This is a genomic window from Cupriavidus sp. 01L415, assembly GCF_056400065.1.
The window spans coordinates 123,337-149,507 of the sequence record NZ_JBFTSP010000005.1; the positions used below are offsets into that span (position 1 = coordinate 123,337).

The window sequence follows — 26,171 nt, forward strand, 5'->3', positions numbered from 1 at the left end:
CGGCTTGGTTTCGAGGCGGCGTGCATGTAATCTGCATCTTTCAATCACCGGATGCGGGATATTCACGCGATATGACTACGGCCAGCCTGGACCCCTACGACCTGGCGTTGCTGGCGGCGCTGCAGGCCGACGGACGCTCCACCCACCAGCAACTGGCGGACCGCGTCCATCTGTCGCCCAGCCAAGTCGGCCGCCGCCTGGCCCGGCTGGAGACGGACGGCGTGATTACCGGCTACCGCGTGAACCTGTCGTCACAGGCGCTGGGCCTGGGGGTGCTGGTCTTTATCAGCGTGAAGCTGGCCCACCACGGCGACACGATCATCGAGCGCTTCCGGGAGGAGATCCTGCTGCTGGAAGAAGTGCAGGAATGCTACTCCGTGGCCGGCGAGGCGGACTACCTGATCCGCGTGGTGGTGCCCGATCTGCCCACGCTGGCGGAGTTCACGATGAAGCGGCTGATGCGCGTACCGGGCGTGGAGAGCATCCGGTCCAACATCGTGCTGACTGCGCTCAAGTGCGAAGGGCCGCTTCCGCTGTCGCATTTGCGCTGAATGCGGTACGCGACTGCATCGGAATGTGCTGAAGCTTGCGCTTGCCATCGGTGCATGTCACGCTCGCCGGGTGCCAATTCCGGAGAAGGCAGGATGATGGGGAAGATCGCCTCGTGCCGTAGCGTGAAGCTCCTGCGGGCTGTGTCGGGCAGGCTGGCCGCAGCGGCGGGTCTTGCGCTGTGGGGGATGTCCGGTGCGCCTGACGCGCTGGCCGCGCAGGTCGCGCGCTTTTCGCCCGAAGGGGTCGTCCCGCAGGTCCGGCAGGTGGCGATCCGCTTTGACGAGCCGATGGTGCCGATGGGCGACCTCAACGCCGCGCCGCCCGCCGCGGTGTCATGCACCGGCGGCAGCGTGGGGGGCAGCGGACGCTGGGTCAACGCTACCAACTGGGTGTTCGATTTCGAGCGTGACCTGCCACCCGGCGTGCGATGTTCCGTGCGCATGGGCACCGGACTCCGGAGCGTGGCCGGCAAGCCCTTCACGGGCAAGCCCGAGTACCGGTTCGAGACCGGCGGCCCCACCGTCATTGCCGCCCGCCCATCCGGCGGGGAGATCGAGGAAGACCAGGTCTTTGCGCTGCGTTTCAACGGCGCGGCCACGGCCGGATCGATCCTCGCGCACACCTGGTGTCAGGCCGAAGGCCTGGGTGAACGCATCCCCGTGCGGCTGCTGACTGGCAAGGAGCGCGACAGCGTGATTGCCGCCGCGCACTGGAAGGAGATCGCCCGGCGCGAGGCCGACGCCATCCACCTGCTGACCTGCCAGCAGCGCCTGCCGGCCGGCGCGCGCATGCAGCTCGTGTTCGATGCCGGCATCGCCACGCCATCCGGACTGGCCACCACCGCGCCGCGCCGCTTCGACTTCGTCGTGCGCGAGGCCTTTGCCGCCGGATTCACCTGCGAGCGCGAACGCGCCGAGGCCCCTTGCACGCCGCTGCGCCCTCTGACCGTGACGTTCACCGCGCCGATCGCGCGCAAGGTGGCCGAACACATCGTCCTCAAGACACCCTCCGGCCCGCGCGCGCCGACGTTCGATCCCGACCAGCGCGCCGAGGCGACCGTGCAATCGGTCACGTTCGCCGCGCCATTCCCCGAAAAAGCCAGCCTCACCATCGAGGCGCCCAAAGACATCCAGGACGAGAGCGGCCGCCCGTTGACCAATGCGGACCTGTTCCCGATCCGGCTGACGACGGCTGCGTTGCCGCCGCTGGCGAAGTTCGCCGCCGCGCCGTTCGGGGTGGTCGAGCGGTTCGCCGATGTGCCGCGCGGCAAGTCCCCGGCCGACTATCCGCCGCTGCTGCCCGTCACGCTGCGCAATGTGGAAGCCGACCTGCCGGCCAGATCGGTCCGCGCGGAAGCCGGAACCGTGGCCCGCCTCAAGGTCGACGACGATACGGCGATCCTGCGCTGGTTCGGCATGGTCAAGCGCATGCACGAATCGTCGTGGACGAAGCAGGAACTCGATGCGATCCGCGCCGGCAAGTCGCCGTCGGACGTGCGCAGCCCGCGCAACGCGCCGTCGATCGAAGCGCGTTCGGTCTCGCTGCTCGATGGCGTGGCGGGGGCGAAGACGCTGGCGATCCCCAAGCTGAACGATACGACACCACGTCCCTTCGAGGTCGTCGGCATCCCGCTGCCCGAGCCGGGCTTCCATGTGGTGGAGATTGCCTCGCCGATGCTGGGCGCCGCACTGCTTGGCAAGCCCGCGCCGATGTACGTACGCACCGCGGCGCTGGTCACCAACCTCGGCGTGCATTTCAAGCTGGCGCGCGGCGTGGCCGATGGCGACATGAGCGGGCTGGCGTGGGTGACATCGCTCGACGACGGCAAGCCCGTGCCGAATGCGAAGATCGCCGTGCGCACCTGCGAGGGCGAACTGCTCGGCGAAGGCACGACCGACGCCAGCGGCGTGGCACGTTTCGCCAGATTGCCGGATCGCCGCTACAAGGATTGCGCAAACGGGATGGAGGGCTACTTTGTCTCCGCGCGCATCGCCGCCGATCATCCGCAGGCGCGCGGCAAGGCCGACATGGCCTTCGTGATGTCCGGCTGGAACCGCGGCATCGAGACGTGGCGCTTCAATGTGCCCACGGACATGAGTCCGAACCAGACCGTGCGTGCGCATACGATCTTCGACCGCACCTTGCTGCGCGTGGGCGAGACCGTGTCGATGAAGCATCTGCTGCGCACGGAGACGGCGCAGGGCTTTGGCCTGCCGGCGGCGATGCCGGAGAAGATCGTCATCACGCATGACGGCAGCGGCCAGACCTATGAGCTCCCGCTCGCATGGCGCATCACGGCGACCGGCGGTCGTAGCGCGGAGAACACGTTCCAGGTCCCACAGGCGGCAAAGCTCGGCACGTATGCCGTTGCACTGGTGTATGGCGATGGGCGCACGCTGGACAGCGGCAGCTTCCGCGTCGAGGCCTTCCGGCTGCCGGTGCTCGCAGGCACGCTGTCGGTCACGAAAGATCCGAAGGCAAAGAGCAACGCGCTGGTGGCCCCCGCCGAGGTGCCGGTAGGCGTGGAAGTCCACTACCTGAACGGCGGCGGTGCGGCGGGCTTGCCCGTCCGCGTTTCCGCGCTGTTGCGCAATAAGACTGTGAACTTCGCGGACTACGACGAGTTCTCGTTCAACCCGCCGCGCCCGCAGCGCGAGAGCGTATCGGGCGACGAGGAAGAGAGCGAGCAGGACGCCGCGCGTGACGAATCCGAGAAGCTCGTCGCCGACAAGCTGCCCGTCACGCTGGACAAGGACGGCAACGGCAAGGTGACCGTCAAGCAGCTGCCGAAGGTCGACAAACCGGGTGACCTCGTGCTGGAGGCCGGCTTCGCCGATCCGAACGGCGAGATCCAGACGCTGCGGCAGACCGTTGCCGTGTGGCCGTCGGCCGTGGTCGCCGGGATCCGCGCGGCCAACTGGGCGTCGGTGAACCAGAAGCTGTCCGTGCAGGGCGTCGTGCTCGACACGCAGGGCAAGCCGATGGCGGACTCGCCGGTGCAGGTGAAGGCGCGCGCGCGCATCACCACCTCGGCGCGCAAACGCGTCGTGGGCGGCTTCTATCGTTACGACAACCGCAGCGAGAGCAAGGACCTGGGCGTGGTGTGCGAGGCGCGCACCGATGCGCAGGGCCGCGTGCGTTGCGAGGTGTTGCTGGCGCAGGCGGGCGAGATCGAACTGGTGGCGAACGCGCGCGATGCCGATGGCCGCATGTCGCAGGCCGCCACCACCGTGTGGGTCACGCGCCAGGGCGAACTCTGGTTTGGCGGCGAGAACCACGATCGCATGGATGTGCTGCCGGAGAAGAAGGCTTACGCGCCGGGCGACACGGCCGTGTTCCAGGTGCGCATGCCGTTCCGCCAGGCTACCGCGCTGGTGGCGATCGAGCGCGAAGGCATCCTCGACACGGAAGTTGTCGAACTCAACGGCAAGGACCCCACCGTCAGGCTGAAGGTGAAGGCCGATTGGGGGCCGAATGTCTATGTGTCGGTGCTGAGCGTGCGCGGCCGCCTGCGCGAGGTGCCGTGGTATTCGTTCTTCACGTGGGGCTGGCGCCAGCCGATCGACTGGTGGCACGCGTTCCGCAGCGAAGGCCGCGACTACGTGGCGCCGTCACCGCTGGTGGACCTGGCGAAGCCGGCATTCCGTCTGGGGCTGGCCGAGATCCGCGTTGGCAACGAAGCGCACAAGCTCGACGTGACCGTGACGCCGGACAAGGCCACGTACCCCGTGCGCGGCAAGGCCCGCGTGGTGGTGCAGGTGAAGCTGCCCGATGGCAAGCCGGCCGCGAACGGCGAGGTGGCGTTGGCCGCCGTCGACCAGGCCCTGCTGGAACTGATGCCGAACACCAGTTGGAACCTGCTCGACGCGATGCTGCAAGGGCGCAGCTACGGCGTGGAGACCGCCACCGCGCAGATGGAGATCATCGGTCGCCGCCACTATGGCCGCAAGGCGGTGCCGGCGGGCGGTGGCGGGGGCAAGAGCCCCACCCGCGAGCTGTTCGACACCTTGCTGCTGTGGAATCCGCGCGTGCAGCTCGATGGGGAAGGCAAAGCATCGCTCGAGGTGCCGCTCAATGATTCGCTGACGAGCTTCCGCATCGTCGCCGTGGCCGATCTCGGCGTGGGTCGCTTCGGCACCGGTGGTGCCACCATCGCCGCCACGCAGGACCTGCAGATGATCTCGGGCCTGCCGCTGCTGGTGCGCGAGGACGACCGGTATCGCGCGATGTTCACGCTGCGCAATACGACGCAGCGCGCGATGACCGTGGAGGCCACCGCCCGCGCGACGCTGGTCGACGCGCAGACGCTGCCCGCGCAAACCGTGCAGATCCCGGCGGGCGAATCGCGCGAGATCGGCTGGGACGTCAATGCGCCGGCGTTGCTGGCCTACAGCCGCAGCGGCACGGTGATGTGGGAAGTCGCCGCCACCGAGAAGGCTACCGGCACCGCCAGCGACCGGCTCAAGCTGTCGCAGCAGATCGTGCCGGCGGTGCCGGTCACGGTCCAGCAGGCGGCGCTGGCGCAGCTGACGCCCTCGCTGGCCCTGCCGGTGCAGGCGCCGGCGGGCGCGCTGACCGACCCGGCCGGCAAGCTGCGCGGCGGCATGCAGGTATCGCTGCAGTCGTCGCTGGCGGGAGGCATGCCGGGCGTGCGCGAATGGTTTGCCCACTACCCGTTCAGCTGCCTGGAGCAGCGCACGTCGAAGGCACTGGGCCTGGGTGACGCCGCCGCGTGGGACGCGCTGATGGGCCAGCTGCCGTCCTATCTCGACAGCAATGGCCTTGCGGCCTATTTCCCGCTGCGCAGCGATGACAGCGCCGGTAGCGAGGTGCTCACGGCCTACCTGCTGTCGATCTCCGACGAGGCGGTGCGTGCGGGCCTGCCGATGCGCGTGCCTGATGCGCTGCGCAGCCAGATGGAGCGCGGGCTGACCGCATTCGTGGAGGGTCGCATCACGCCGCCACGCTGGGCGCCGTCGTCGGCGACGATGGATCTGGAAGTGCGCAAGCTGGCTGCGCTGGAAGCGCTGTCGCGCAGCGGCCACGCACAGGCCCGCATGCTCGGTTCGATCCAGATCCTGCCTGCGCAGTGGCCCACATCGGCGCTGATCGACTGGCTGGCGCTGCTGTCGCGCGTGCCGGACATCCCGCAGCGCGACAAGCTGCTGGCCGAAGCGCAACAGCTGTTGCGCAACCGGCTGTCGGTGCAGGGCACGCGGCTGGTGTTCTCGACCGAACGCAGCGATGACTGGTGGTGGCTGATGGCGGGCGGCGATGTCAACGCGGCGCGCTTGCTGGCGCTGGCGACGCAGCTGCCGGCGTGGAAGGAAGACGTGCCGCAGCTGGTCACGGGCCTGCTGGGTCGTCAGGCGCGCGGCGCGTGGGGCACGACCACGGCCAACGCGTGGGGCGTGCTGGCGATCCAGCGCTATGCGCAGGCCTTCGAGAAGACGCCGGTGGCCGGCACCGCGCGGATCACGCTAGGCGACACCGCGCGCACGTTCGACTGGTCGCGGGCCACCCAGAAGGACGGTGTGGCGAGCGGCACGCTCGATCTGCCGTGGCCGGCCGGCAGCGGCGGCAGGTCGTCGCCGGCACCTGTCGCCACGCCTGCGACGCTGCAGGTGGAGCAACAGGGCACGGGCCGTCCGTGGGCGACGGTGCGCGCGTTGGCCGCCGTGCCGCTGCGTGAGCCCATCGCCGCCGGCTATCGCGTGCGCCGTACGGTGACGCCGGTGGATCAGGCCGTGGCGGGCCGCTGGTCGCGCGGCGACACCTATCGCGTGCGGCTCGACGTCGACGCGCAGGCCGACATGACCTGGGTGGTGGTCAGCGATCCAGTGCCCACTGGGGCGACGATCCTCGGTAGCGGACTGGGCCGGGATTCGTCGATCGCCACGCAAGGCCAGAAGACGTCGTCGTCCACGTTCACCGAGCGCACGCCGGAGGCCTATCGCGAATACTTCGCCTACCTGCCCAAGGGCGGCCTGGCCGTGGAGTACACGGTGCGGCTGAACAACGCGGGCGAGTTCGCGTTGCCGCCCACGCGGGTGGAGGCGATGTACGCGCCCGATGTCTTCGGCGCCGCTCCGAATGCGAAGTTGTCCGTGGGAGCCCGGCCATGAGCTGGCTGGCGATGCGAATGCCGGCGCGCGTGCGCGAGTGGTGGATCGCGGGTGCGCTGGCGGGCGTGGTCTACGGTGTATTGCTGCTGCAGGTGGCGATGGAACTGCCCGCGGGAACGCCGCTCACGGGCCAGATTGCCTACCAGCCGGCATGGAAGACGGCGATGGCGATCATGTTGGCGCGCGCCGCATGGTTCCATCGGCCGGTCAGCGAGCGCCGCTGGCTGGTGACCGCGCTGGTGTTCTCCGCAATCGGCGATTTCCTGCTGGCGCTGCCGGGCCTCAAAATCTCGTTCATCGGCGGACTCGGCGCCTTCCTGCTGGCACACCTGGCCTACCTGCGCCTGCTGGTGCCGATGTGCGGCGACTTGCGTCCGCACCGGCTGATCGGCTGCGGGCTCGTGATCGGCGCGGCGGGGGCGTTGCTCGGCCGTTTCTGGCCGAACCTTGGCGACTTGATGTTGCCCGTATCGGTCTATATCGGCGCACTCGCGGCGATGGCCTGCGCGGCGCTGCTCGCGAGGTTGCCGACGCCGCTGACCGCGTTGGGGGCGCTGTGCTTCGTGGCCTCGGACGCGATGATCGGCATGGCGAAATTCCTCTCGCCGTTCGATACGTACCAGCTCGGAATCTGGTGGACCTACGCGGTGGCGCAGGTGCTGCTGGTGGCGGGCATCGTGTCGCAGCGCGGAGAATCGTGAGGCCATCGGCGATGCTGCGCGGCGTCCTGGGCTTCCTGTTGTCATGCACGTTGGCGACATCCGCTCACGCGGTGCCCGCGTTCCGGGACGTGCGCGACAACTGGCGCAGCGCCGATATCGTCGTGGTCGATCGTTATGGCGAAACCCTGGCGCGCGTGCGCGACGACTTTCGTGCGCGACGTGGCAACTGGGTGACGCTGGCGGACACGTCGCCCGCGTTGCGCACGGCCATCGTGCTATCCGAAGACAAGCGCTTCTACGCACACAGCGGCGTCGACTGGCAGGGCGTTGCCGCCGCCGCATGGGCCAACGTCTGGAATACGCGCACGCGTGGTGCGTCGACGCTGACGATGCAGCTCGCGGGCCTGCTGGACGACGACCTGCGCGCGGGACGCGGCCGCAGTCTCGGGCAGAAGGTTGGGCAGGTCGTCAGCGCGACGTCGCTGGAGCGCGGGTGGAGCAAGGATCAGATCCTGGAGGCGTACCTGAACTTGGTGCCATTCCGTGGCGAACTGGTGGGGCTCGCGGCGATGTCGCAGACGCTGTTTGGCAAGGTGCCGAGCGGCCTCGACGCGCGGGAATCGGCGGTGGCGGTGGCACTGGTCCGCAGCCCCAATGCCACGGCCGCGCAGGTATCGAAGCGTGCCTGCGGCATCCTGCGCGAGATGAAGCAGCCGCGCGAGTGTGACGGGCTCGATGGCTTCACCACGCTGGCGCTGACCAAGGCATCGTCGACGGCCGCCTTATCGACAGCTGCGTTTGGCGATACGACTGCGATGCGACGTGGCAACCTCGCTCCGCATCTCGCCCGGATCGTGATCGCGCAGACTCGCGACGCCACGCCCGCTGGCAAGCCGCTGCCGCAGCGCATCGCGTCGACGGTGGATGCTGACGTGCAGCGCGTGGCGGTCGGCAGCCTCGACCGCCACCTGCGCGAACTGGCCACGCGCAATGTGGAGGACGGCGCGGTCGTCGTCATCGACAACGCCAGCGGCGATGTGCTGGCCTACGTGGGATCGTCGGGCGCGTTGTCATCGGCGGCGCAGGTCGACCATGCCGCCGCGCTGCGGCAGGCGGGCTCCACGCTCAAGCCGTTCCTCTACGAGCAGGCCCTGGAAGAGCGTCGCCTGACGGCGGCGTCGCTGCTCGACGACCGGCCTGTCAACCTGCCAACGGGCGGCGGGCTCTACATTCCGCAGAACTACGATCATCGCTATGCGGGCTGGGTGAGCCTGCGCGCGGCGCTGGGGTCATCGCTCAACGTGCCGGCGGTGCGCACGCTGGTCATGGTCACGCCGCATCGCTTCCATCGGCGGCTGGTGGCGCTTGGCCTGCCGCTGACGCAATCGGGCGACTACTACGGCTACAGCCTCGCGCTGGGCAGCGCCGACGTGTCGCTGTTGGCGCTGACCAATGCCTATCGCGCGTTGGCAAATCAGGGTGCCTATGGGCCGACGCGCGTGCGGCCGGGCGCCGCCGTCGCGCGCGGGCAGACGGTGATGACGCCGGCCGCGAGCTATGTGGTGGGCGACGTGCTGTCGGACCGTCACGCGCGGGCGCGTACCTTCGGCCTCGACAGCCCGCTGACCACGCGGTTCTGGACGGCAGTGAAGACCGGAACCAGCAAGGACATGCGCGACAACTGGTGCATCGGCTGGTCGCAGCGCTATACGGTCGGTGTCTGGGTCGGCAATGCCAGCGGCGCGAGCATGCACGACGTGTCGGGCGTCTCCGGCGCGGCACCGGTGTGGCATGAGGTCATGGAAGCGCTCCATCGCACCACGCCGAGTCGCGCGCCCGCGATGCCGTCCGGCGTGGAGCGCGTGGCGCTGACATTCGCCGACGACCTGGAGCCGGCACGCGAGGAGGTCTTCCTGTCCGGCACGGCAATCGGACGGATCAGCGTGGGATCGACGCCGCAAGCCGCGTCGGCGGCTGCCATCGCCAGTCCTGCTGACGGCACGATTTTCGCGCTCGATCCGGACATTCCGCCGGCGGCGCAGCGGGTCTGGTTCCATGCCGACGGGTTGACCGGCCAGACCGCGCGCGCGGTGAGCTGGCGCATGGATGGCAAGCCGCTGGGCAAGGGCGGGCAGATCGCGTGGCTGCCGTGGCCGGGACGACACCGCGTGGAGCTGGTCGATGCCACTGGCAAGGTTGTCGACCACATCGGTATCGAGGTACGGGGCGCCAGCGTGCGCGATGCCGGCCCGCAACGGGTATCGGTGCGCCGCTGAGTGTCAGGTGGCAGGCGGCAGCTTGCGGGCCTTGAGGAAGTCGACGAACACGCGCAGCTTGGGCGGCATCAGCGCACGGCTGGGGTAGTACAGGTAGAAGCCGGCGAACGAAGGCGTCCACGCTTCCAGCACGGGCACGAGTTCGCCGGAGGCCAGCGCGGCCTGGATGTGGTGCGGGAATTCGTAGATCAGGCCGAGCCCGGCCAGCGCCGCCTGATGCAGCATCGACTTGTCGTTGGCGATCAGCGCGGGTCGGGTGTCCACGGTGAACGTCCGTCCGCCATTGCGTGCAAATTCCCAGCGATAGACGGTGCCGGTTGGGCCGAAGCGATACTGCAGGCAGGCGTGGTCATGCAGCTCGTGCGGGGTCTGCGGCGTGCCGTGGCGCGCCAGGTAGTCGGGCGATGCGGCTACCGTCATCCGCATTGGGCCGGTCACGGGGATGGCCACCATATCCTGCTGCAAGGCTTCGCCAAGCCGCAGGCCGGCGTCGAAGCCCTCGGCGATCAGGTCGATGAACCGGTCGTCGGTGACCAGGTCCACGCAGATCGACGGGTACGCGCGCATGAAGTCCGTGAGGATCGGGCGCAGCGCGATGACGACGGCCGAGTGCGAACTCGTCAGCCGCAGCGTCCCCACGGGCATGTCGCGTTGCTGGCGCACATCGTCCGTGGCGGCGTGGATCTCCGCCAGTGCCGGTTCCACGCGCGCGAGCAGGGCGGCGCCGGCTTCGGTCAGCCCCACGCGGCGCGTGGTTCGCTGCAGCAGGCGCACGCCGAGCCGGTCCTCCAGGTGACGGATGGTCTGCGATACGGCGGATGGGCTGACGGCCAGCGCGCCGGCAGCGGCCGTGAAGGTGCCCATCCGGGCCACACAGGCGAAGGCCACCAGCGCTGGCAGCGAATCGGCGTCGATTGTGAAGTCAGGCTTCATGATCCATGCAGCGTAGCACGCTGTTTCCGGGCGCGCCGACTCGGGATACTGATGGGCATCCGGTCGAGGCCGGCCAGTCCGGCCCGATCGCTCTCTCGACCCCGAATCGTTGCATTGCCCCACAGGAGTCTCCACATGACCGCATTGCGCAAACTGGGCCAGGTTGGCCCCGAAGTCTTCCCCCTCGGCCTAGGCTGCATGGGCATGAGCGATTTCTACGGCGCGCACGACGACGCCGAATCGATCCGCACGATCCACCATGCGCTGGATCGCGGCGTGAACCTGCTGGACACCGCGGACATCTACGGCCCGCACACGAACGAGCAACTGGTGGGCCGGGCACTGGCCGGCCGCCGCGACAAGGTGGTGTTGGCCACCAAGTTCGGCATGGTGCGCGATCCGGCGAATCCGGCCGCGCGTGGCGTCAACGGCCGCCCCGAGTATGTCCGGGCGGCGTGCGATGCCAGCCTGAAGCGGCTCGGCGTCGACCATATCGACCTCTACTACCAGCACCGCGTGGATCCGCACACGCCGATCGAGGAGACCGTCGGCGCCATGGCGGACCTGGTCCGCGCCGGCAAGGTGCGGTGGATCGGCCTGTCCGAGGCAGGTGCCGACACGATCCGGCGCGCCCATGCGGTCCATCCCGTCACCGCGTTGCAGACGGAGTACTCGCTGTGGACGCGCGATGTGGACGAGAACGGCATCCTGGCCACTTGCGCGCAGCTTGGCATCGGATTCGTGCCATACAGCCCGCTGGGGCGCGGCTTCCTGACCGGGGCGATCCGCACGCCGGAGGACTTCGACGCGGACGACTATCGCAAGACCAATCCGCGTTTCATGGGCGACAACTTCACGCGCAACCTGAAGCTGGTGGATGCCGTGCGGGAGCTGGCCAGTGCCCGGGGCTGCACGCCGGCACAGCTGGCGCTGGCGTGGGTACTGGCGCGCGGCGACCATGTGGTGCCGATTCCAGGCACGCGCCGCATCGCCAATCTCGACGACAACCTCGGCGCGCTGAATGTGAAGCTGACCGCGCGCGATATGGCCGACATCGAGGCCGTGTTCCCGGCCGGCGCAGCGGCGGGTACGCGCTATGTGGAGGCGGTGATGGGGCTGCTGTCCCGCTGATCCGGCGCGTTGGCTGGGCGACAATGGCGGTTTTCCACCGCTGCCCGTCGCCCAGATGACCGCTCCGTTCATGCCCCTCGATGCCGCCGCCACGGCGGCTCGCCTGCCTTACCCCGAACTCGCCCGGGCCATCGCGGCCATGCTCGGGGAATTGCGCGATGGCACGGCCATGGCGCCACCGCGCATCGCGCTGCCGGTGGGGGATGCGGCGCAAGGGGAGGGCACGCTGCTTGTGATGCCGGCCTGCAACCGGGATCTCGTGATGACCAAGAACATCACGGTGCATCCGGGCAATCCGCAGCGCGGCCTGCCCAACATCCTGGGCGAGGTACTGGTCGCCAACGCCCACACCGGCGAGCGCATCGCCATGCTTGACGGTCCGACGGTGACGGGGCGTCGCACGGCGGCGGTGTCGCTGCTGGCGGCGCAATCCTTCGCGCCCGTGCCCGATGGCGAACTGCTGATCGTCGGCGCCGGGGTGCAGGCGCAAACCCATCTGGAGGCGTTTGTCGCCGGGCTGCCCGTGCGCAAGGTCTGGTTGCAGTCACGTACCCGCGACAAGGTGGAAGCCCTGGCCGCTCATGCCCGCACGCTCGGGGTCGAGGCGACGGTGATCGACGACGTCGCTGAGGTGCTGCCGCGCGTGTCGATGGTGGTGACCGTGACCTCCAGCCGTGTGCCCGTCCTGCCCGATCTGGATAGCGGGTTGTGGACGGATCGCCATTTCGTGGCCGCGGTCGGCGCGTTTCGGCCCGAGATGTGCGAACTCCCGCCCCGGCTGTGCCAGGCCGCGGCCGCCAGCCAGCGGCTGTTGGCGGACACCCTGTTCGGTATCGAGGACGAGGCGGGGGACCTGCTGCAGGCCGGCATCGACTGGGCTACGGTGCAACCGTTCGAGACCGCGATCCTGGCGGCTGACGCGTTACGTTCCCGCACGGGCAGCCCGCTGGTCTTCAAGAGCGTCGGCTACGCCCTCTGGGACCTGGCGGCCTGCGTCCTGGCCAGTCGGGAGTGATGTTCGCGAGATATTGTCTTCACCCTTCCGGGTGATCTTCCAATCGGAAATGTAGGAGAGAGACCACTCACTATGAGTGGTCTTTTATTTTGCGTACAAAAGCGTTGCGCGAAAGCGTCGTTTTACGACAAGGAATTGGGAGTTTCCGATCCGATTTGTGGGTTAACCCTGCCTTTAGGGCAATTCTTCTACCGACCGGTATCTCGTTTGAATCAGGCCGTGCACGTCACGCAGGATAATGCGTGCCTTGCAGTGGTTGTGATGTAAACGAGGAGTAAGAGGATCTATGACAAAAATCTATAAGAAGATGCTGGTGGCAGGCGCCGCCATGGCGCTCGCAGGCGTCGCCCAGGCACAATCCGCGGGCAGCAACGTTGTGAGCCTGGGTTGGTTCCGTGTGATGCCGATGGGGCATTCGGAAAACCTGACCATCGATTCGGTCGCCGGCCGTCCCACGGGTGGCCTGCAGCGCCCGAACACGGGTGCGACGATCGACACAGCCGACACGGTCGGCCTGGCCTTCAGCCACTATTTCACCGACAACATCTCCGCCGAGTTCGTGGCTGGCATTCCGCCGAAGCACGATGTGAGCGGTGACCGTGGCTATGAGAAGTACGGCAAGCTGGGCGAAGTGCGCCAGTGGAGCCCGGCGATCGTGGCCAAGTGGCACTTCTTCGACGCCAAGACCAAGTTCCGCCCGTACGTGGGTATCGGTGTGAACTACACCTGGTTCACCGGCGAAACCGTGACCAACCAGACCTTCGTCCAGAGCGAATTCGGCCCGGGCTCGCACATGACCGCCAGCGCCAAGTCGTCCTGGAACCCGGTGTTCAACGTCGGCGCCAACTACGCCATTACCGATAACTGGTTCCTGGGCCTGTCTGTGTCGTATGTGCCGATTTCCACGACGGCCAACTTCACGACCACGCTGGCCAATGGCGCCACGGTGCAGTCGCACACCAAGATCAAGATCAACCCGGTGGTGACGTTCCTGAGCGTCGGCTACCGCTTCTGACCAGACATCTCCCGCCAGCGGGAATGCCTGGGGTCAGGAAACAGGAAAGGGCACCTTCGGGTGCCCTTTCTTATTAGTGCTGCCGCCGTGCTCAGCCTGCGGAGGTCACGGCGGATTTGACCGGATAGCCGGCCCCTTCGATGGCCTGCTGGAGCGCCTGGCGATCGGCGCCGGATTCCACGCTGACCGCCTGCGTCGGCACATCGGCCGTCACACGCGCGGCCGGGTCCACGGCTTGGACGGCACGGGTGATGGCACCGACACAATGGTTGCAGGACATGCCTTCGACCTGAAACTGGATCATCCTAAGACTCCTTGAGAAATAACTGACCAGACTAAACGCACTGAGCGGATTGAGCGGACTGACAGACTGTAGTGTGAACCTTCCCATGGTGGGAAGCGCAAGCGGCGGTTTCACGCGGCCCGACCTTGACCTTCCAATGATGGTAAGGTCCACAGTCAAGTCATCGCTCTCGCAGCTTTCGTGAATACCGTTCCGCCATGTCCAGTGTTCCCTCCGCCCTGACCCCTGCCGAATGGCGCCTGCCCGTGGACGGCATGACCTGCGCGTCATGTGTGCGCCGTGTGGAAAACGCACTGGCCAAGGTGCCCGGCGTGCGTGATGTTGCCGTTAACCTCGCCACCGAGCAGGCCACGCTGCATGCCGACAATGGCGCCGCGCTGACCGCTGCCGCGCAGGCGGTTGCCGATGCCGGCTACGACGTGCCGCGCGACACCATCGACCTCACGATTGCCGACATGACCTGTGCCTCATGTGTCGGCCGCGTGGAGCGGGCGTTGCGCGCCGTACCCGGGGTGCTGGATGCACAGGTGAACCTGGCGACCGAGCGTGCCAGCGTGACGGTGCTGCGCGGAACGATCGAGGCCGCCACGCTCGCGGCCGCCGTGTCGGGTGCCGGCTACGCCGCAGCACCCGTGACCGCAGCGCCGGGTACGGAGGTTCCGGCACCGGCCCACGCGGATTTCTGGTCCGGCCCCTGGCCCGTGGCGATCTCGGCGCTCCTGTCGCTGCCGTTGATCGCGCCGATGGTGCTCGGCTGGTTCGGCATCCACGCGATGCTGCCCGGCTGGGTGCAATGGCTGCTGGCGACGCCCGTGCAGTTCGTGTTCGGCTGGCGCTTCTACAAGGCCGGCTGGAAGGCCGTGCGCGCGGGCGCCGGCAATATGGATTTGCTGGTGGCCCTGGGCACCTCGGCTGCCTATGGCCTGTCGCTGTGGCAAATGGCCGATGCGGGGGAGGCCATGCCGCATCTCTATTTTGAAAGCGCCGCCGTGGTGATCACGCTGGTCCGGCTGGGCAAGTGGCTGGAGACGCGCGCCAAGCGCCAGACCGCCGAAGCCATTCGCGCGCTGGCGGCGTTGCGGCCGGACACCGCGCAGGTGCGCCGTAACGGCGTCGAGACCACGGTGCCGCTGGCCAGCGTGCGCGTGGGCGACGAGATCGTGGTGCGACCGGGCGAGCGCATTCCTGTCGATGCCGAAGTGATCGACGGTCGCAGCCATGCCGACGAATCGATGCTGACCGGCGAATCGGTGCCGGTGTCGAAGGGCGTGGGCGACCGCCTGACCGGTGGCGCGATCAACTTCGAAGGCCTGCTGGTGGCCCGCACCGTGGCGGTGGGAGCGGAGACCGTCCTCGCCCGGATTATCCGGATGGTCGAGCATGCCCAGGCGGCCAAGGCACCGATCCAGCGGATGGTCGACCAGGTGAGCGCGGTCTTCGTGCCGGTGGTGCTCGTCATCGCGCTGGCCACGTTGCTCGGCTGGGGACTGATCGGCGGTGACTGGACAGCGGCGCTGCTCAATGCCGTCGCGGTGCTGGTGATCGCCTGCCCGTGCGCGCTCGGTCTGGCCACGCCGACGGCCATCATGGCCGGCACGGGAGCGGGGGCCAGGGCGGGCATCCTGATCAAGGACGCCGAGGCGCTCGAAGTGGCACATCGCGTCTCCGTGGTGGCCTTCGACAAAACCGGCACGCTGACGGTGGGCAAGCCCGAGGTGGTGGCGCTGCGTGCCGCCGACGCTGGCGACGGTGGCGACGCGCGGCTGCTGGCCCTGCTGGCCGCCTTGCAGGCCGGCAGCGAGCATCCGCTGGCGCGCGCCGTGCTGGCCGCCGCGCAGGCACGCGGCATCGTCGTGCCCGTGGCGAGCGAGGTCCGCGCACTGCCGGGCCGCGGCATTGCCGGCGTGGTGAACGGGCAGGCGCTGCAACTGGGCAGCGAAGGCCTGCGCAACTCGCTCCATGCGGACGCCGGCGCGTTGCAGGCCGACGCCGACCGGTTGCGCCAGGAGGGCCGCACGGTCTCGTGGCTGATCGAAACCTCGCCGCCGCGCGTGGCCGGGCTGGTCGCGTTTGGCGATGCCTTGAAGCCCGGCGCCGCCGATGCCATCGCCCGGCTGCGCGCCGCCGGTATCCGCACCGTGATGCTAACTGGCGACAACGCCGGCGCGGCCGCGCGGGTGGGCAAGGCACTGGGGCTCGATGCCGTGCAGGCCGAGGTGTTGCCGGAAGACAAGGCAGCGCGCGTGGCGGCGCTCAAGGACGGTGGCGCCATCGTGGCGATGGTCGGCGACGGCATCAACGACGCCCCTGCGCTCGCGGCGGCCGACGTGGGGATCGCCATGTCGACCGGCACGGATGTCGCGATGCATGCGGCCGGGATTACGCTGATGCGTGGTGACCCGGCGCTGGTGGCCGATGCGCTGAGGGTGTCGCACCGCACCGTGGGCAAGATTCGCCAGAACCTGTTCTGGGCCTTTATCTACAACGTGATTGGGATTCCGCTGGCTGCGGCCGGCCTGCTTAATCCGGTGGTGGCCGGTGCGGCCATGGCGTTCTCCAGCGTCAGCGTGGTCGCCAATGCGCTGCTGCTGCGGCGCTGGCATCCCGCCGCGCCGGCGGCATCCACTCATGAGGGATCGCGATGAATATCGGTGAAGCCGCGGACGCATCAGGTGTGTCCGCCAAGATGATCCGCCACTACGAATCCATCGGCCTGGTGGCGCCGCCGCCGCGCAGCGAGGGTGGATATCGCCGCTACAACGAACGCGCCGTGCACACCTTGCGCTTCGTCCGGCGCGCCCGTAATCTCGGATTCTCGCTCGACGAGATTCGCGGGCTGCTGTCGCTGTGGCACGACCGGGCGCGCGCGAGCGCCGACGTCAAGGCGCTGACGCTGAAGCACGTGGCGGACCTGGAGGTGCGCATTGCCGAGCTGACTGCCATGCGCGACACGCTGCGTGCGCTGGCCGATGCGTGCAGCGGCGATCACCGGCCCGACTGCCCAATCCTTTCGGACATGGCCAGCGTGGACGGCGACGACCGCGCGTCCTGCCATGACTGAGGTTGGTTGACGTCCGCCGGGGAGGCTGAAGGACGCTGAGGGTAGCTGCCGCAGTGCAGCAAAGGCGCGCGTGACGCGCCTGTTTTCCATGACAACAACAAGAAGCAGGCACCCAACGAGGAGACGAGTGGGATGGACGAACCTGTGACCACTGCCGGGCCCGGCGCCGGCATGCCCGATACCGCCGCGCGCGCGGTAACCACCACCACCATCTTGCCGACCGAATCCCGCCAGCGCATGCGCGACGGCACGGAATTGCTGTTGCGCACGTGGCTGCCAGATCCCCAGCGCTATCCCGAGCCGCTCGGCACGTTGCTGCTGGTCCATGGCCTGGCCGAGCATTGCGGCCGCTATCTCCACGTCGCGGATCTCCTTTGCGGGCTGGGCGTGCGCGTGCGCGCGTACGACCAGCGCGGCCACGGGGCCAGCGGCGGCCCGCGCATGGTGGTGCCGCATCCGGATATCTACGTCGAGGATCTCGCCGAAATCCACGATGCCGCCGTGCGCCAGTGGAACGAGATGCCGATCGTGCTGGGCCACAGCATGGGCGGCCTGGTCGCGGCGCGCTTTGCCACGGGGCGCGTACGTCCGATCCGTGCGCTGATCCTGTCGTCGCCCGCGCTGGCGCTGAGGTTGTCGGGCGGCATGATGACGCTGCATCGCGTGTTGCTGGCGCTGGTGCCGCGGCTGCGCGTGCCGAACCCGATCGACGCGCGGCTGCTCTCCCACGATCCCGAGGTGGCGCGCGCCTATCGTACCGATCCGCTCGTGCAAGGCACGATCACTGCCGGCGTGCTGGAGTCCTTTATTCGCGGCATGGCGCAGGCGCAGGCCGATGCGCCGCGGCTCGAGTCGCCCATGCTGATGCTGGTGGGCGGTGCGGATCGCATCGTCGATCCGGCCGGGAGCCGCACCTTCCATGACAGCGCGCCGGAAGACCTGCGCGAGATGGTCTGGTTCGAAACCGGATACCACGAGATTTTCAATGAGGCCGAGCCACTGCGCGGCGAGGTATTCGCCGCACTGTCCGGCTGGCTGGGGCGCCACCTGGTGACTCCGGCAAAGCCCTGACGACGGGCGGGCGCGAGTCGTGCGATGATCTCCGGCATTCCGACAATAAAACCGATGCAGGGGATATGGAGACGTACGACTACATTATCGTGGGGGCGGGCTCGGCCGGCTGTGTGCTGGCCAACCGTCTCACGCAAGACGCCGATGTCAATGTGCTGCTGCTGGAAGCGGGCGGCAAGGACGACTATCACTGGATCCATATCCCGGTCGGCTATCTGTACTGCATCGGCAACCCGCGCACGGACTGGCTGTACCGCACGGCGGCGGAGCCGGGCCTGAACGGCCGGTCGCTCGGCTATCCGCGCGGGCGTGTGCTGGGGGGATCGTCATCGATCAACGGCATGATCTACATGCGTGGCCAGCGCGAGGATTACGAAGACTGGGCGCGTCTCTCGGGCGACGATGGCTGGCGCTGGGACAATGTGCTGCCGCTGTTCAGGCGCAGCGAGGATCATTACCGTGGCGCTAACGAATTCCACGGCGCGGGCGGCGAATGGCGCGTGGAAGCACAACGGCTGCGCTGGGACATCCTGGAGCGCTTCATCGATGCGGCGGAGCAGGCCGGCATACCGCGTACCGATGACTTCAATCGCGGCGACAACTTCGGCGTGGGTTACTTCGAGGTCAACCAGCGGCGCGGCATTCGGTGGAATACCTCCAAGGCGTTCCTGCGCCGTGCCTCCGATCGGTCCAATCTGACGATCGTCACCGGTGCGCAGGTGAGTGCGCTGACATTCGACGGACCCGACGGGCGCCGCTGCACGGGCGTGCAATACCTGGGCGGCGGCAAGGCGTGCGAGGCCCGCGCGACCGAGGAGGTGATCCTGGCGGCCGGCGCCGTCAACTCGCCGCAGCTGCTGGAATTGTCCGGCATCGGCCAGCCGGATCGGCTGCAATCGCTGGGCATCCGCGTGCGGCATGCGTTGCGGGGCGTGGGCGAGAACCTGCAGGATCACCTGCAGCTGCGCACCGTGGTGAAGGTGGAGGGCGTGCGTACGCTCAATACGCGCGCGTCGAAGTGGTGGGGCAAGCTCGGCATCGGCCTGCAGTACGCCTTCAACCAGAGCGGGCCGATGAGCATGGCGCCTTCGCAGCTCGGCGCGTTCGCGCGCAGCGATCCCGGCTACGCGCGGCCCAACCTCGAATATCACGTGCAGCCGCTGTCGCTCGACAAGTTTGGCGATCCGCTGCATGACTTCAATGCCTTCACGGCCAGCGTCTGCAATCTGCGGCCCACGTCGCGCGGCAGTGTGCATATCGACGGTGCCGATTTCCGCCGCGCGCCGGTGATCGCGCCCCACTATCTGTCCACGGACGAAGACCGCAAGGTGGCCGCCGACTCGATCCGGCTGACGCGACGCATCGTCGCATCGCCCGCGCTGGCACCGTACCAGCCGCAGGAATGGCTGCCAGGCGCCGCGTTCGAGACCGACGAGCAACTGGCCGAGGCCGCGGGCGCCATCGGCACGACCATCTTCCACCCCGTGGGAACCTGCCGCATGGGCACGACGGAAGATCCGGACGCCGTGGTGGACAGCCGCCTGCGCGTGCGCGGCATCGCCGGGCTGCGTGTGGTCGATGCATCGGTCATGCCGCTGATCACGTCGGGCAATACAAACTCGCCGACGATCATGATCGCCGAGCGCGCCAGCGACATGATCCGGGCAGACCGCAAGGCACGGCAAACCGCCACCGCGGACGTCGTCCCCGCCGTGCAGCCCGCATAGCGGCCGCACCCCGGCCGCACGCCAGCGGTGCACGTGGCCGGTGGCTTGTCCGCCGGTGCGCGGATCGGGTAAGTCTTACGCCCGTGCGCGGCGGCTTGCACGCCACTGCGCACGTGTCGGTGCGGCGCGCCACACGGCCTCCGCGTCATGTTGCAAACATGACATCTGGTTCATGTTTCATGATTAGTGCAAACCCCGATGTTTTGCGACGCAACAGGCGCACACAATAGGCGCCGGTATACGGTGCCCGAGCCTGCACATCCTGCGTCTTCCGCGCGCCCGTCATACCTGCGGCAGCCGCGCCGCCCCACACACCTATAACGCGGCAAGCATGGCGACAAAAGCGCCGCAGTTCGAACCATTGTCAGTGCCGGCCAAAATCCGGCGTCGCAGCAAGAGGGCGGGCAGGAGACTATGACTCAGGAAACCATCCTGGAAACCAAGAACCTCACGAAGGAATTCAAGGGGTTCACCGCGGTGAGCGACGTTAACCTGCGCGTACGGCGCGGCTCGATCCATGCATTGATCGGCCCCAACGGCGCGGGCAAGACCACCTGCTTCAACCTGCTCACCAAGTTCCTGGAGCCGACCACCGGCACCATTCTTTTCAACGGCATCGACATCACCCGCGAAAAGCCCGCGCAAATCGCGCGGCGCGGCGTGATCCGCTCGTTCCAGATTTCCGCCGTGTTCCCGCACCTGACCGTGCGCGAGAACGTGCGCATCGGCCTGCAGCGCCAGCTCGGCACCGCGTTCCAGTTCTGGCGCAGCGAGCGTTCGCTCGATGTGCTTAACGACCGCGCGATGGAGCTGCTCGAGCAGGTCGGCCTGACCGAGTTCGCCAACACCGTCACCGTCAACCTGCCGTACGGCCGCAAGCGCGCGCTGGAGATCGCCACCACGCTGGCGATGGAGCCCGAGCTGATGCTGCTGGACGAGCCCACGCAGGGCATGGGCCACGAGGACGTGGACCGCGTCACGCAACTGATCAAGAAGGTATCGGCCGGCCGCACCATCCTGATGGTGGAGCACAACATGAACGTGGTGTCGTCCATCGCCGACAAGATCACCGTGCTGCAGCGCGGCGCGATTCTGGCCGAAGGGCCGTACGCGGAGGTGTCGAAGGACCCGCGCGTGATGGAAGCCTACATGGGCACGGTTGACGCCGAGCTGCAGGGCGCGCACTGAGGAGCCGGGACATGACGAATACGATTACCCCCGCGCTCGAGATCAAGGACCTGCACGCCTGGTACGGCGAATCGCACATCCTCCATGGCGTGGACCTGACCGTGAACCCCGGCGAGGTGGTCACGCTGCTGGGACGCAATGGCGCCGGCCGCACCACCACCATGCGCGCGATCATGGGCCTCACAGGCACGCGCAAGGGATCGATCAAGGTCAACGGGCACGAGACCATCGGCCTGCCCACGCACAAGATCGCGCACTACGGCATCGGCTACTGCCCGGAAGAGCGGGCGATCTTCTCGAGCCTGTCGTGCGAGGAAAACCTGCTGCTGCCGCCGGTGCTGAAAGGCGCCAACGCGGACAAGGGCATGAGCGAGGCCGACATCTACGAGATGTTCCCGAACCTGGCCGAGCGTCGCCAGAGCCAGGGCACGCGGCTCTCGGGTGGCGAACAGCAGATGCTGGCCGTTGGCCGCATCCTGCGCACGGGTGCCAACCTGCTGCTGCTCGACGAGATTTCCGAAGGCCTGGCGCCGGTGATCGTGCAGGCGCTGGCCCGCATGATCCTGATGCTCAAGAAGAAGGGCTACACGGTGGTGATGGTGGAGCAGAACTTCCGCTTCGCCGCGCCGCTGGCGGACCGCTTCTATGTGATGGAGCACGGCACGATCGTCGAGCGCTTTGCCGCGGCGGAGCTGCAGGCCAAGATGCCGGTGCTGAACGAACTGCTTGGGGTCTGATCCGTGGCGCCGTTCCGGCGCATGGGTCGCATGATTGATGGTGGCAGGAAAGGCTGGCGTGAGACGCCGCCGAAACTCAGGAGACAAAAGATGAAGATGACTCGGCTGGCGGTCGCGGTGGCGGCTACTGTCTTTGGTACCTTTGCGACGGGCGCATCCGCGCAGGTGTCTGGCGATACCGTGAAGATCGGCTACATCACCGATTTGTCGGGCCTGTACGCCGACATCGACGGGCCGGGGGGCCTGGAAGCGATCAAGATGGCCATTGAGGATCACGGCGGCAAGGTGCTGGGCAAGCCCATCGAACTGCTGTCCGCGGACCACCAGAACAAGGCCGACATTGCCGCCTCCAAGGCACGCGAGTGGATGGACCAGCAGGGCCTGGACGTGCTGATCGGCGGCACCAACTCCGGTACCGGACTGGCCATGAACAAGGTGGCGCTGGACAAGAAGCGCGTCTACATCAACATCGGCGCCGGCACGGCCCGCCTGACCAACGAAGAGTGCTCGCCGTACACGGTGCACTACGCGTATGACACGGTGGCGCTGGCCAAGGGCACCGGCAGCGCGGTGGTGAAGCAGGGCGGCAAGTCGTGGTTCTTCCTGACCGCCGACTACGCGTTCGGCCACTCGCTCGAGAACGACACCGCCGCAGTGGTGAAGGCCAACGGCGGCACGGTGACCGGTTCCGTGCGTCACCCGCTGTCCGCATCGGACTTCTCGTCGTTCCTGCTGCAGGCCCAATCGTCCAAGGCGCAGATCCTGGGTCTGGCCAACGCCGGTGGCGACACGATCAACTCGATCAAGGCGGCCAAGGAATTTGGCATCACCAAGACGATGAAGATCGCTGGCCTGCTGATGTTCATCAACGATGTCCACAGCCTGGGCCTGAAGAACACCGAAGGCCTGCTGATGACGGACAGCTGGTACTGGGACATGAACGACGACACCCGCAAGTGGGCCAACCGCTATTTCGGCAAGATGAAGAAGATGCCGAGCAGCTTGCAGGCGGCTGACTACTCGGCGGTCTCGACGTACCTGAAGGCTGTGGAAGCCGCCAAGACGGATGATCCGGACAAGGTCATGGTCGAGCTGAAGAAGGCGAAGATCAATGACATCTACGCCAAGAACGGCTACATCCGCCAGGACGGTCGCGGCATCCACGACATGTACCTGATGCAGGTGAAGGCGCCGGCCGATTCGAAGAAGCCGTGGGACTACATGAAGGTCGTTGCGACGGTTCCGGGCGACCAGGCCTTCACGACGGTTGCCGAATCCAAGTGCTCGATGCTGAAGAAGTAAGCAGGCAGAGGAAAGTGCCGTCGGTGATATAGGTCCCGACGGTTGGCTCCCCTTTTTCGCACGCGGCAATCCCGTACACGGAAAAGGGGAGCAGTCACGTAGTGCACAACGGCAATTTGCCATGGACATCTTCGGAATACCCCTTCCCGCCATGCTGTCCCAGCTGCTGCTGGGGCTGGTCAACGGCGCCTTCTACGCGATGCTGAGTCTTGGGCTGGCCGTGATCTTCGGCCTGCTCAACGTGATCAACTTCGCGCACGGCGCGCTCTTCATGCTTGGCGCCCTGCTTGCCTGGGCGGGCATGGAGTACGCCGGGCTGAATTACTGGGTGATGCTGGCGCTCTCGCCGATCATCGTCGGGCTGCTCGGCGTGATCATCGAGAAGACCATGCTGCGCTGGATCTACAAGCTCGATCACATCTACGGCCTGCTGCTCACGCTGGGCATCACGCTGGTGATCGAAGGCGTGTTCCGCTCGATCTACGGCGTGTCCGGGCTGCCGTACTCGCCGCCCGATGCGCTGCAAGGCGCCACCGATCTCGGCTTCATGATCCTGCCGAACTACCGCGCATGGGTCGTGGCGGCGTCGCTGGTGGTGTGCTTCGCTACCTGGTTCGTGATCGAGAAAACCAAGCTGGGCGCGTACCTGCGTGCCGGCACCGAGAACCCGAAGATGGTGGAGGCGTTCGGCGTGAACGTGCCACTGATGGTGACGCTGACCTACGGCTTCGGCGTGGCGCTGGCAGCCTTTGCCGGCGTGCTGGCCGCGCCGGTGATCCAGGTGTCGCCGCTGATGGGGCAGAACCTCATCATCGTGGTGTTCGCCGTGGTGGTGATCGGCGGCATGGGCTCCATCATGGGTTCGATCCTGACGGGCCTGGGGCTGGGCGTGATCGAAGGCCTGACCAAGGTGTTCTATCCTGAAGCGTCGGCGACCGTCGTCTTCTTCATCATGGTGATTGTGCTGTTGCTGCGACCAGCAGGGTTGTTCGGGAGGGAAAAGTGATGAGCGGACAGACCGGACAAACCACGGTGGCGGTTGGCGCCAATCGCGTGAAGGAAGGAACGGGCGTGCAAAAGAAAGTCCTGTATGGCCTGCTGCTGCTGGGCCTGATCGTGGCGCCGATGGCCGGCGCGTACCCGGTGTTCGTGCTCAAGGTCATGTGCTTCGCGCTGTTTGCCTGCGCCTTCAACCTGCTGATCGGCTTCACCGGACTGCTCTCGTTCGGCCACGCGGCCTTTTTCGGCGGCGCGGGGTACGCTGCCGGCCATGCCATGAAGGTCTGGGGTGTGACGCCCGAAATCGGACTGATCCTGGGCACGCTCACGGGTGCGCTGATTGGGTACGTGGTGGGCTCGCTGGCCATCCGCCGGCAGGGCATCTACTTCTCGATGATCACGCTGGCACTGGCGCAGATGCTGTTCTTCATCTGCCTGCAGGCGCCGTTCACCGGTGGCGAGGACGGCCTGCAAGGGATTCCGCGCGGCAAGCTGTTCGGCGTACTGTCGCTGTCCGATGACCTGACGCTCTACTACGTGGCGCTCGCGATCATCGTCGCCGCGTTTGCGCTGATCGTGCGCACGGTGTACTCGCCGTTCGGCCAGATCCTGAAGGCCATCAAGGAAAACGAGCCGCGCGCGATCTCGCTGGGCTACGACGTGGACCGCTTCAAGCTGCTGGCCTTCGTGCTGTCGGCGGCGCTGTCCGGCCTGGCGGGTTCGATCAAGGCGCTGGTGCTCGGCTTTGGCACGCTGACCGACGTGCACTGGTCGATGTCGGGCTCCGTGATCCTGATGACGCTGGTCGGCGGCCTGGGTACGTTGTCCGGCCCTATCGTCGGCGCGTTCGTGGTCGTGGCGCTGGAGAACAAGCTCGGCGACATCGGATCGTTCCTGGCCTCGACGACCGGCATCGGCTGGTTCAATGTGCTGGGCGAATCGGTGACGATGGTGACGGGTGTGATCTTCGTGATCTGCGTGCTGACTTTCCGGCGTGGCATCATGGGCGAACTCATCGCCCTCACCAGTCACAAGAAATCGCAATAAGTGGCAAAAACGCGAGTGATGATCGGGAGGCATGCCCGATTTTGGGGCTAGGGTTTCTGCTAGCTTGTTTCATAAGCACCGCTTCGTTACATTGCATATACGGTTTTCGCAGGTTACTTGGAGGCGGAAGCGAGGAGACGACAGGCGCGCACCCGGTGTCGGGTAGCAGCAGCCAATACAAATAAAAGGCGTTGCCGGGTGATCCCTGGCAGCGCCTTTTTCATTTCCGGGCCCCGATGATTCGGCCTGCTTCGGCTTGCTCCATGTAGCGCCGACGCCCGCTCCGGGCGGCGATGACACCCCCTCATGCCCCGGCCTCGTCCATGCGCTTCCGGCATGACCCCCCGCCAACCCCCGTGCGACAATGCGGCCTCTTTGCCTCCGCCCTGGCAGTCTGGCAGGCCTGACATGTCCACCGATCCATCCCGTTCCCCGATTTCCCCTATGGCGCAGCACTGGGTACGCCCCGGTCTGACCACGGATGCCCCGTTGCTCGACGCCTGGCTGATGACCCTTGCGCCACTGCCGGTGCCGGAAGCCCGCGCGCGCAGGGTCGCGCTGGAGGCACTTCTGGTGCAGGGCGGTCATGGCTTGTGCCTGATGGTGGGGGAGGGGAAAAGCGATGTCGACGGCACCACATCGGTGCGGGCGCTATTGCCGGTCTCACTTGTCCACAGCTTGTCCACCGGTGGCCGGGCGGCGTTTGCCTCGGAATGGTGGACGACCGCAGAGCTGGGTACGGAGGGCAACGGGGACAAAAAGGGAGCCAAGGCGAGCGACTGGCTGGTGGCTTGCTGCGACATGCTGGCCGACTGGTGCCGAGCGCATGGCATTCGCCACGTGCTGCTGGCGCCAGGTGTGGTGGCCGATGTCGGCACGGTGCCTCCAGGCTTCGTCGCCGGGCCGGATGGGCTCTGGCATCGCAGCCTCGTCCCGGCGCCGAAGATCCTCGGCTGATCGCGGATTCCTCTTCGGGTCGATGACGCCGTCGGCGCGTCACGATCCGCCTGCTTCCTTCTTTTTTCC

Annotated in this window: 19 protein-coding genes; 17 read left to right on the plus strand and 2 right to left on the minus strand. The window is 67.2% G+C overall.

Features of this window, described 5'->3' with window-relative positions; genetic code table 11:
* The first annotated feature begins 71 nt into the window (after positions 1-71).
* The 4 genes from AC1DOX_RS12020 (at position 72) to pbpC (ending at position 9,615) form a co-directional block, all read left to right on the plus strand.
* Positions 72-551, plus strand: a complete 480-nt coding sequence (locus AC1DOX_RS12020; RefSeq protein WP_092138435.1) for an Lrp/AsnC family transcriptional regulator — start codon at positions 72-74, stop codon at positions 549-551.
* 96 nt (positions 552-647) lie between these two features.
* Complete coding sequence (locus tag AC1DOX_RS12025) at positions 648-6,677, plus strand: alpha-2-macroglobulin family protein (RefSeq protein ID WP_441618985.1); 6,030 nt, start codon at positions 648-650, stop codon at positions 6,675-6,677.
* The gene (locus AC1DOX_RS12030) at positions 6,674-7,378 is read left to right on the plus strand and encodes a lysoplasmalogenase (protein ID WP_441618851.1); all 705 of its coding nucleotides are present in this window, start codon (positions 6,674-6,676) and stop codon (positions 7,376-7,378) included. The genes AC1DOX_RS12025 and AC1DOX_RS12030 overlap by 4 nt, the downstream gene beginning before the upstream one ends.
* An 11-nt stretch (positions 7,379-7,389) precedes the next feature.
* The gene (gene pbpC, locus AC1DOX_RS12035; protein WP_477101283.1) at positions 7,390-9,615 is read left to right on the plus strand and encodes a penicillin-binding protein 1C; all 2,226 of its coding nucleotides are present in this window, start codon (positions 7,390-7,392) and stop codon (positions 9,613-9,615) included.
* 3 nt (positions 9,616-9,618) lie between these two features.
* On the opposite strand, the gene AC1DOX_RS12040 is transcribed toward pbpC, so the two are convergent.
* Complete coding sequence (locus AC1DOX_RS12040; RefSeq protein ID WP_441618855.1) at positions 9,619-10,548, minus strand: LysR family transcriptional regulator; 930 nt, start codon at positions 10,546-10,548, stop codon at positions 9,619-9,621.
* A gap of 135 nt (positions 10,549-10,683) precedes the next feature.
* On the opposite strand from AC1DOX_RS12040, the gene AC1DOX_RS12045 reads away from it, so the two are divergent.
* The 3 genes from AC1DOX_RS12045 (at position 10,684) to AC1DOX_RS12055 (ending at position 13,709) form a co-directional block, all read left to right on the plus strand.
* Positions 10,684-11,679, plus strand: a complete 996-nt coding sequence (locus tag AC1DOX_RS12045) for an aldo/keto reductase (RefSeq protein WP_441618857.1) — start codon at positions 10,684-10,686, stop codon at positions 11,677-11,679.
* 55 nt (positions 11,680-11,734) lie between these two features.
* Positions 11,735-12,694 (plus strand): delta(1)-pyrroline-2-carboxylate reductase family protein, encoded by a 960-nt coding sequence (locus tag AC1DOX_RS12050; RefSeq protein WP_441618859.1) that lies wholly within the window; start codon positions 11,735-11,737, stop codon positions 12,692-12,694.
* A 286-nt stretch (positions 12,695-12,980) separates the two neighbouring features.
* On the plus strand, positions 12,981-13,709 hold the full coding sequence (locus AC1DOX_RS12055; RefSeq protein WP_092138442.1) for an OmpW/AlkL family protein: 729 nt from the start codon (positions 12,981-12,983) through the stop codon (positions 13,707-13,709).
* Between the two features lie 91 nt (positions 13,710-13,800).
* Here AC1DOX_RS12055 and AC1DOX_RS12060 read toward each other — a convergent pair whose 3' ends face one another.
* On the minus strand, positions 13,801-14,013 hold the full coding sequence (locus tag AC1DOX_RS12060; RefSeq protein WP_092138443.1) for a heavy-metal-associated domain-containing protein: 213 nt from the start codon (positions 14,011-14,013) through the stop codon (positions 13,801-13,803).
* Positions 14,014-14,210: 197 nt separating this feature from the next.
* Between AC1DOX_RS12060 and AC1DOX_RS12065 the strand changes: the two genes are divergently transcribed.
* The 10 genes from AC1DOX_RS12065 to AC1DOX_RS12110 all read left to right on the plus strand — a co-directional run bounded on the left by AC1DOX_RS12065 (position 14,211) and on the right by AC1DOX_RS12110 (position 26,102).
* Positions 14,211-16,658, plus strand: a complete 2,448-nt coding sequence (locus AC1DOX_RS12065) for a heavy metal translocating P-type ATPase (protein WP_441618862.1) — start codon at positions 14,211-14,213, stop codon at positions 16,656-16,658.
* Positions 16,655-17,074 (plus strand): Cu(I)-responsive transcriptional regulator, encoded by a 420-nt coding sequence (gene cueR / locus AC1DOX_RS12070; protein ID WP_092138445.1) that lies wholly within the window; start codon positions 16,655-16,657, stop codon positions 17,072-17,074. Before AC1DOX_RS12065 ends, cueR begins: the two co-directional genes overlap by 4 nt.
* A 132-nt stretch (positions 17,075-17,206) precedes the next feature.
* Entirely contained in the window at positions 17,207-18,145 is a 939-nt protein-coding gene (locus AC1DOX_RS12075; protein ID WP_441618865.1) for an alpha/beta hydrolase, read from the plus strand.
* Between the two features lie 65 nt (positions 18,146-18,210).
* Positions 18,211-19,872 carry a GMC family oxidoreductase gene (locus tag AC1DOX_RS12080; RefSeq protein WP_441618867.1) on the plus strand — a complete coding sequence of 554 codons (1,662 nt, stop codon included), beginning with the start codon at positions 18,211-18,213 and terminating at the stop codon, positions 19,870-19,872.
* 414 nt (positions 19,873-20,286) lie between these two features.
* On the plus strand, positions 20,287-21,060 hold the full coding sequence (locus AC1DOX_RS12085; protein ID WP_092138448.1) for an ABC transporter ATP-binding protein: 774 nt from the start codon (positions 20,287-20,289) through the stop codon (positions 21,058-21,060).
* 11 nt (positions 21,061-21,071) lie between these two features.
* Positions 21,072-21,797 carry an ABC transporter ATP-binding protein gene (locus AC1DOX_RS12090; RefSeq protein ID WP_092138449.1) on the plus strand — a complete coding sequence of 242 codons (726 nt, stop codon included), beginning with the start codon at positions 21,072-21,074 and terminating at the stop codon, positions 21,795-21,797.
* A 90-nt stretch (positions 21,798-21,887) separates the two neighbouring features.
* Complete coding sequence (locus tag AC1DOX_RS12095; RefSeq protein WP_441618870.1) at positions 21,888-23,099, plus strand: ABC transporter substrate-binding protein; 1,212 nt, start codon at positions 21,888-21,890, stop codon at positions 23,097-23,099.
* Between the two features lie 121 nt (positions 23,100-23,220).
* On the plus strand, positions 23,221-24,105 hold the full coding sequence (locus AC1DOX_RS12100; RefSeq protein WP_092138451.1) for a branched-chain amino acid ABC transporter permease: 885 nt from the start codon (positions 23,221-23,223) through the stop codon (positions 24,103-24,105).
* Positions 24,105-25,145 (plus strand): branched-chain amino acid ABC transporter permease, encoded by a 1,041-nt coding sequence (locus AC1DOX_RS12105; protein WP_441618872.1) that lies wholly within the window; start codon positions 24,105-24,107, stop codon positions 25,143-25,145. The genes AC1DOX_RS12100 and AC1DOX_RS12105 overlap by 1 nt, the downstream gene beginning before the upstream one ends.
* A gap of 408 nt (positions 25,146-25,553) precedes the next feature.
* The gene (locus AC1DOX_RS12110) at positions 25,554-26,102 is read left to right on the plus strand and encodes a hypothetical protein (RefSeq protein WP_441618874.1); all 549 of its coding nucleotides are present in this window, start codon (positions 25,554-25,556) and stop codon (positions 26,100-26,102) included.
* Positions 26,103-26,171 lie beyond the last annotated feature (69 nt).

What these genes read in the sequence shown, in the direction of transcription:
- AC1DOX_RS12075 (WP_441618865.1), top strand. Translation starts at nt 17,207, where the DNA reads ATGGACGAACCTGTGACCACTGCCGGGCCCGGCGCCGGCATGCCCGAT.
- AC1DOX_RS12100 (WP_092138451.1), top strand. Translation starts at nt 23,221, where the DNA reads ATGGACATCTTCGGAATACCCCTTCCCGCCATGCTGTCCCAGCTGCTG.
- AC1DOX_RS12060 (WP_092138443.1), bottom strand. Translation starts at nt 14,013, where the DNA reads ATGATCCAGTTTCAGGTCGAAGGCATGTCCTGCAACCATTGTGTCGGT.
- AC1DOX_RS12055 (WP_092138442.1), top strand. Translation starts at nt 12,981, where the DNA reads ATGACAAAAATCTATAAGAAGATGCTGGTGGCAGGCGCCGCCATGGCG.
- AC1DOX_RS12045 (WP_441618857.1), top strand. Translation starts at nt 10,684, where the DNA reads ATGACCGCATTGCGCAAACTGGGCCAGGTTGGCCCCGAAGTCTTCCCC.
- AC1DOX_RS12050 (WP_441618859.1), top strand. Translation starts at nt 11,735, where the DNA reads ATGACCGCTCCGTTCATGCCCCTCGATGCCGCCGCCACGGCGGCTCGC.
- AC1DOX_RS12020 (WP_092138435.1), top strand. Translation starts at nt 72, where the DNA reads ATGACTACGGCCAGCCTGGACCCCTACGACCTGGCGTTGCTGGCGGCG.
- AC1DOX_RS12085 (WP_092138448.1), top strand. Translation starts at nt 20,287, where the DNA reads ATGACTCAGGAAACCATCCTGGAAACCAAGAACCTCACGAAGGAATTC.
- AC1DOX_RS12065 (WP_441618862.1), top strand. Translation starts at nt 14,211, where the DNA reads ATGTCCAGTGTTCCCTCCGCCCTGACCCCTGCCGAATGGCGCCTGCCC.
- AC1DOX_RS12090 (WP_092138449.1), top strand. Translation starts at nt 21,072, where the DNA reads ATGACGAATACGATTACCCCCGCGCTCGAGATCAAGGACCTGCACGCC.
- AC1DOX_RS12025 (WP_441618985.1), top strand. Translation starts at nt 648, where the DNA reads ATGGGGAAGATCGCCTCGTGCCGTAGCGTGAAGCTCCTGCGGGCTGTG.
- AC1DOX_RS12040 (WP_441618855.1), bottom strand. Translation starts at nt 10,548, where the DNA reads ATGAAGCCTGACTTCACAATCGACGCCGATTCGCTGCCAGCGCTGGTG.
- AC1DOX_RS12105 (WP_441618872.1), top strand. Translation starts at nt 24,105, where the DNA reads ATGAGCGGACAGACCGGACAAACCACGGTGGCGGTTGGCGCCAATCGC.
- AC1DOX_RS12030 (WP_441618851.1), top strand. Translation starts at nt 6,674, where the DNA reads ATGAGCTGGCTGGCGATGCGAATGCCGGCGCGCGTGCGCGAGTGGTGG.
- pbpC (WP_477101283.1), top strand. Translation starts at nt 7,390, where the DNA reads ATGCTGCGCGGCGTCCTGGGCTTCCTGTTGTCATGCACGTTGGCGACA.
- AC1DOX_RS12110 (WP_441618874.1), top strand. Translation starts at nt 25,554, where the DNA reads ATGTCCACCGATCCATCCCGTTCCCCGATTTCCCCTATGGCGCAGCAC.
- AC1DOX_RS12095 (WP_441618870.1), top strand. Translation starts at nt 21,888, where the DNA reads ATGAAGATGACTCGGCTGGCGGTCGCGGTGGCGGCTACTGTCTTTGGT.
- AC1DOX_RS12080 (WP_441618867.1), top strand. Translation starts at nt 18,211, where the DNA reads ATGGAGACGTACGACTACATTATCGTGGGGGCGGGCTCGGCCGGCTGT.
- cueR (WP_092138445.1), top strand. Translation starts at nt 16,655, where the DNA reads ATGAATATCGGTGAAGCCGCGGACGCATCAGGTGTGTCCGCCAAGATG.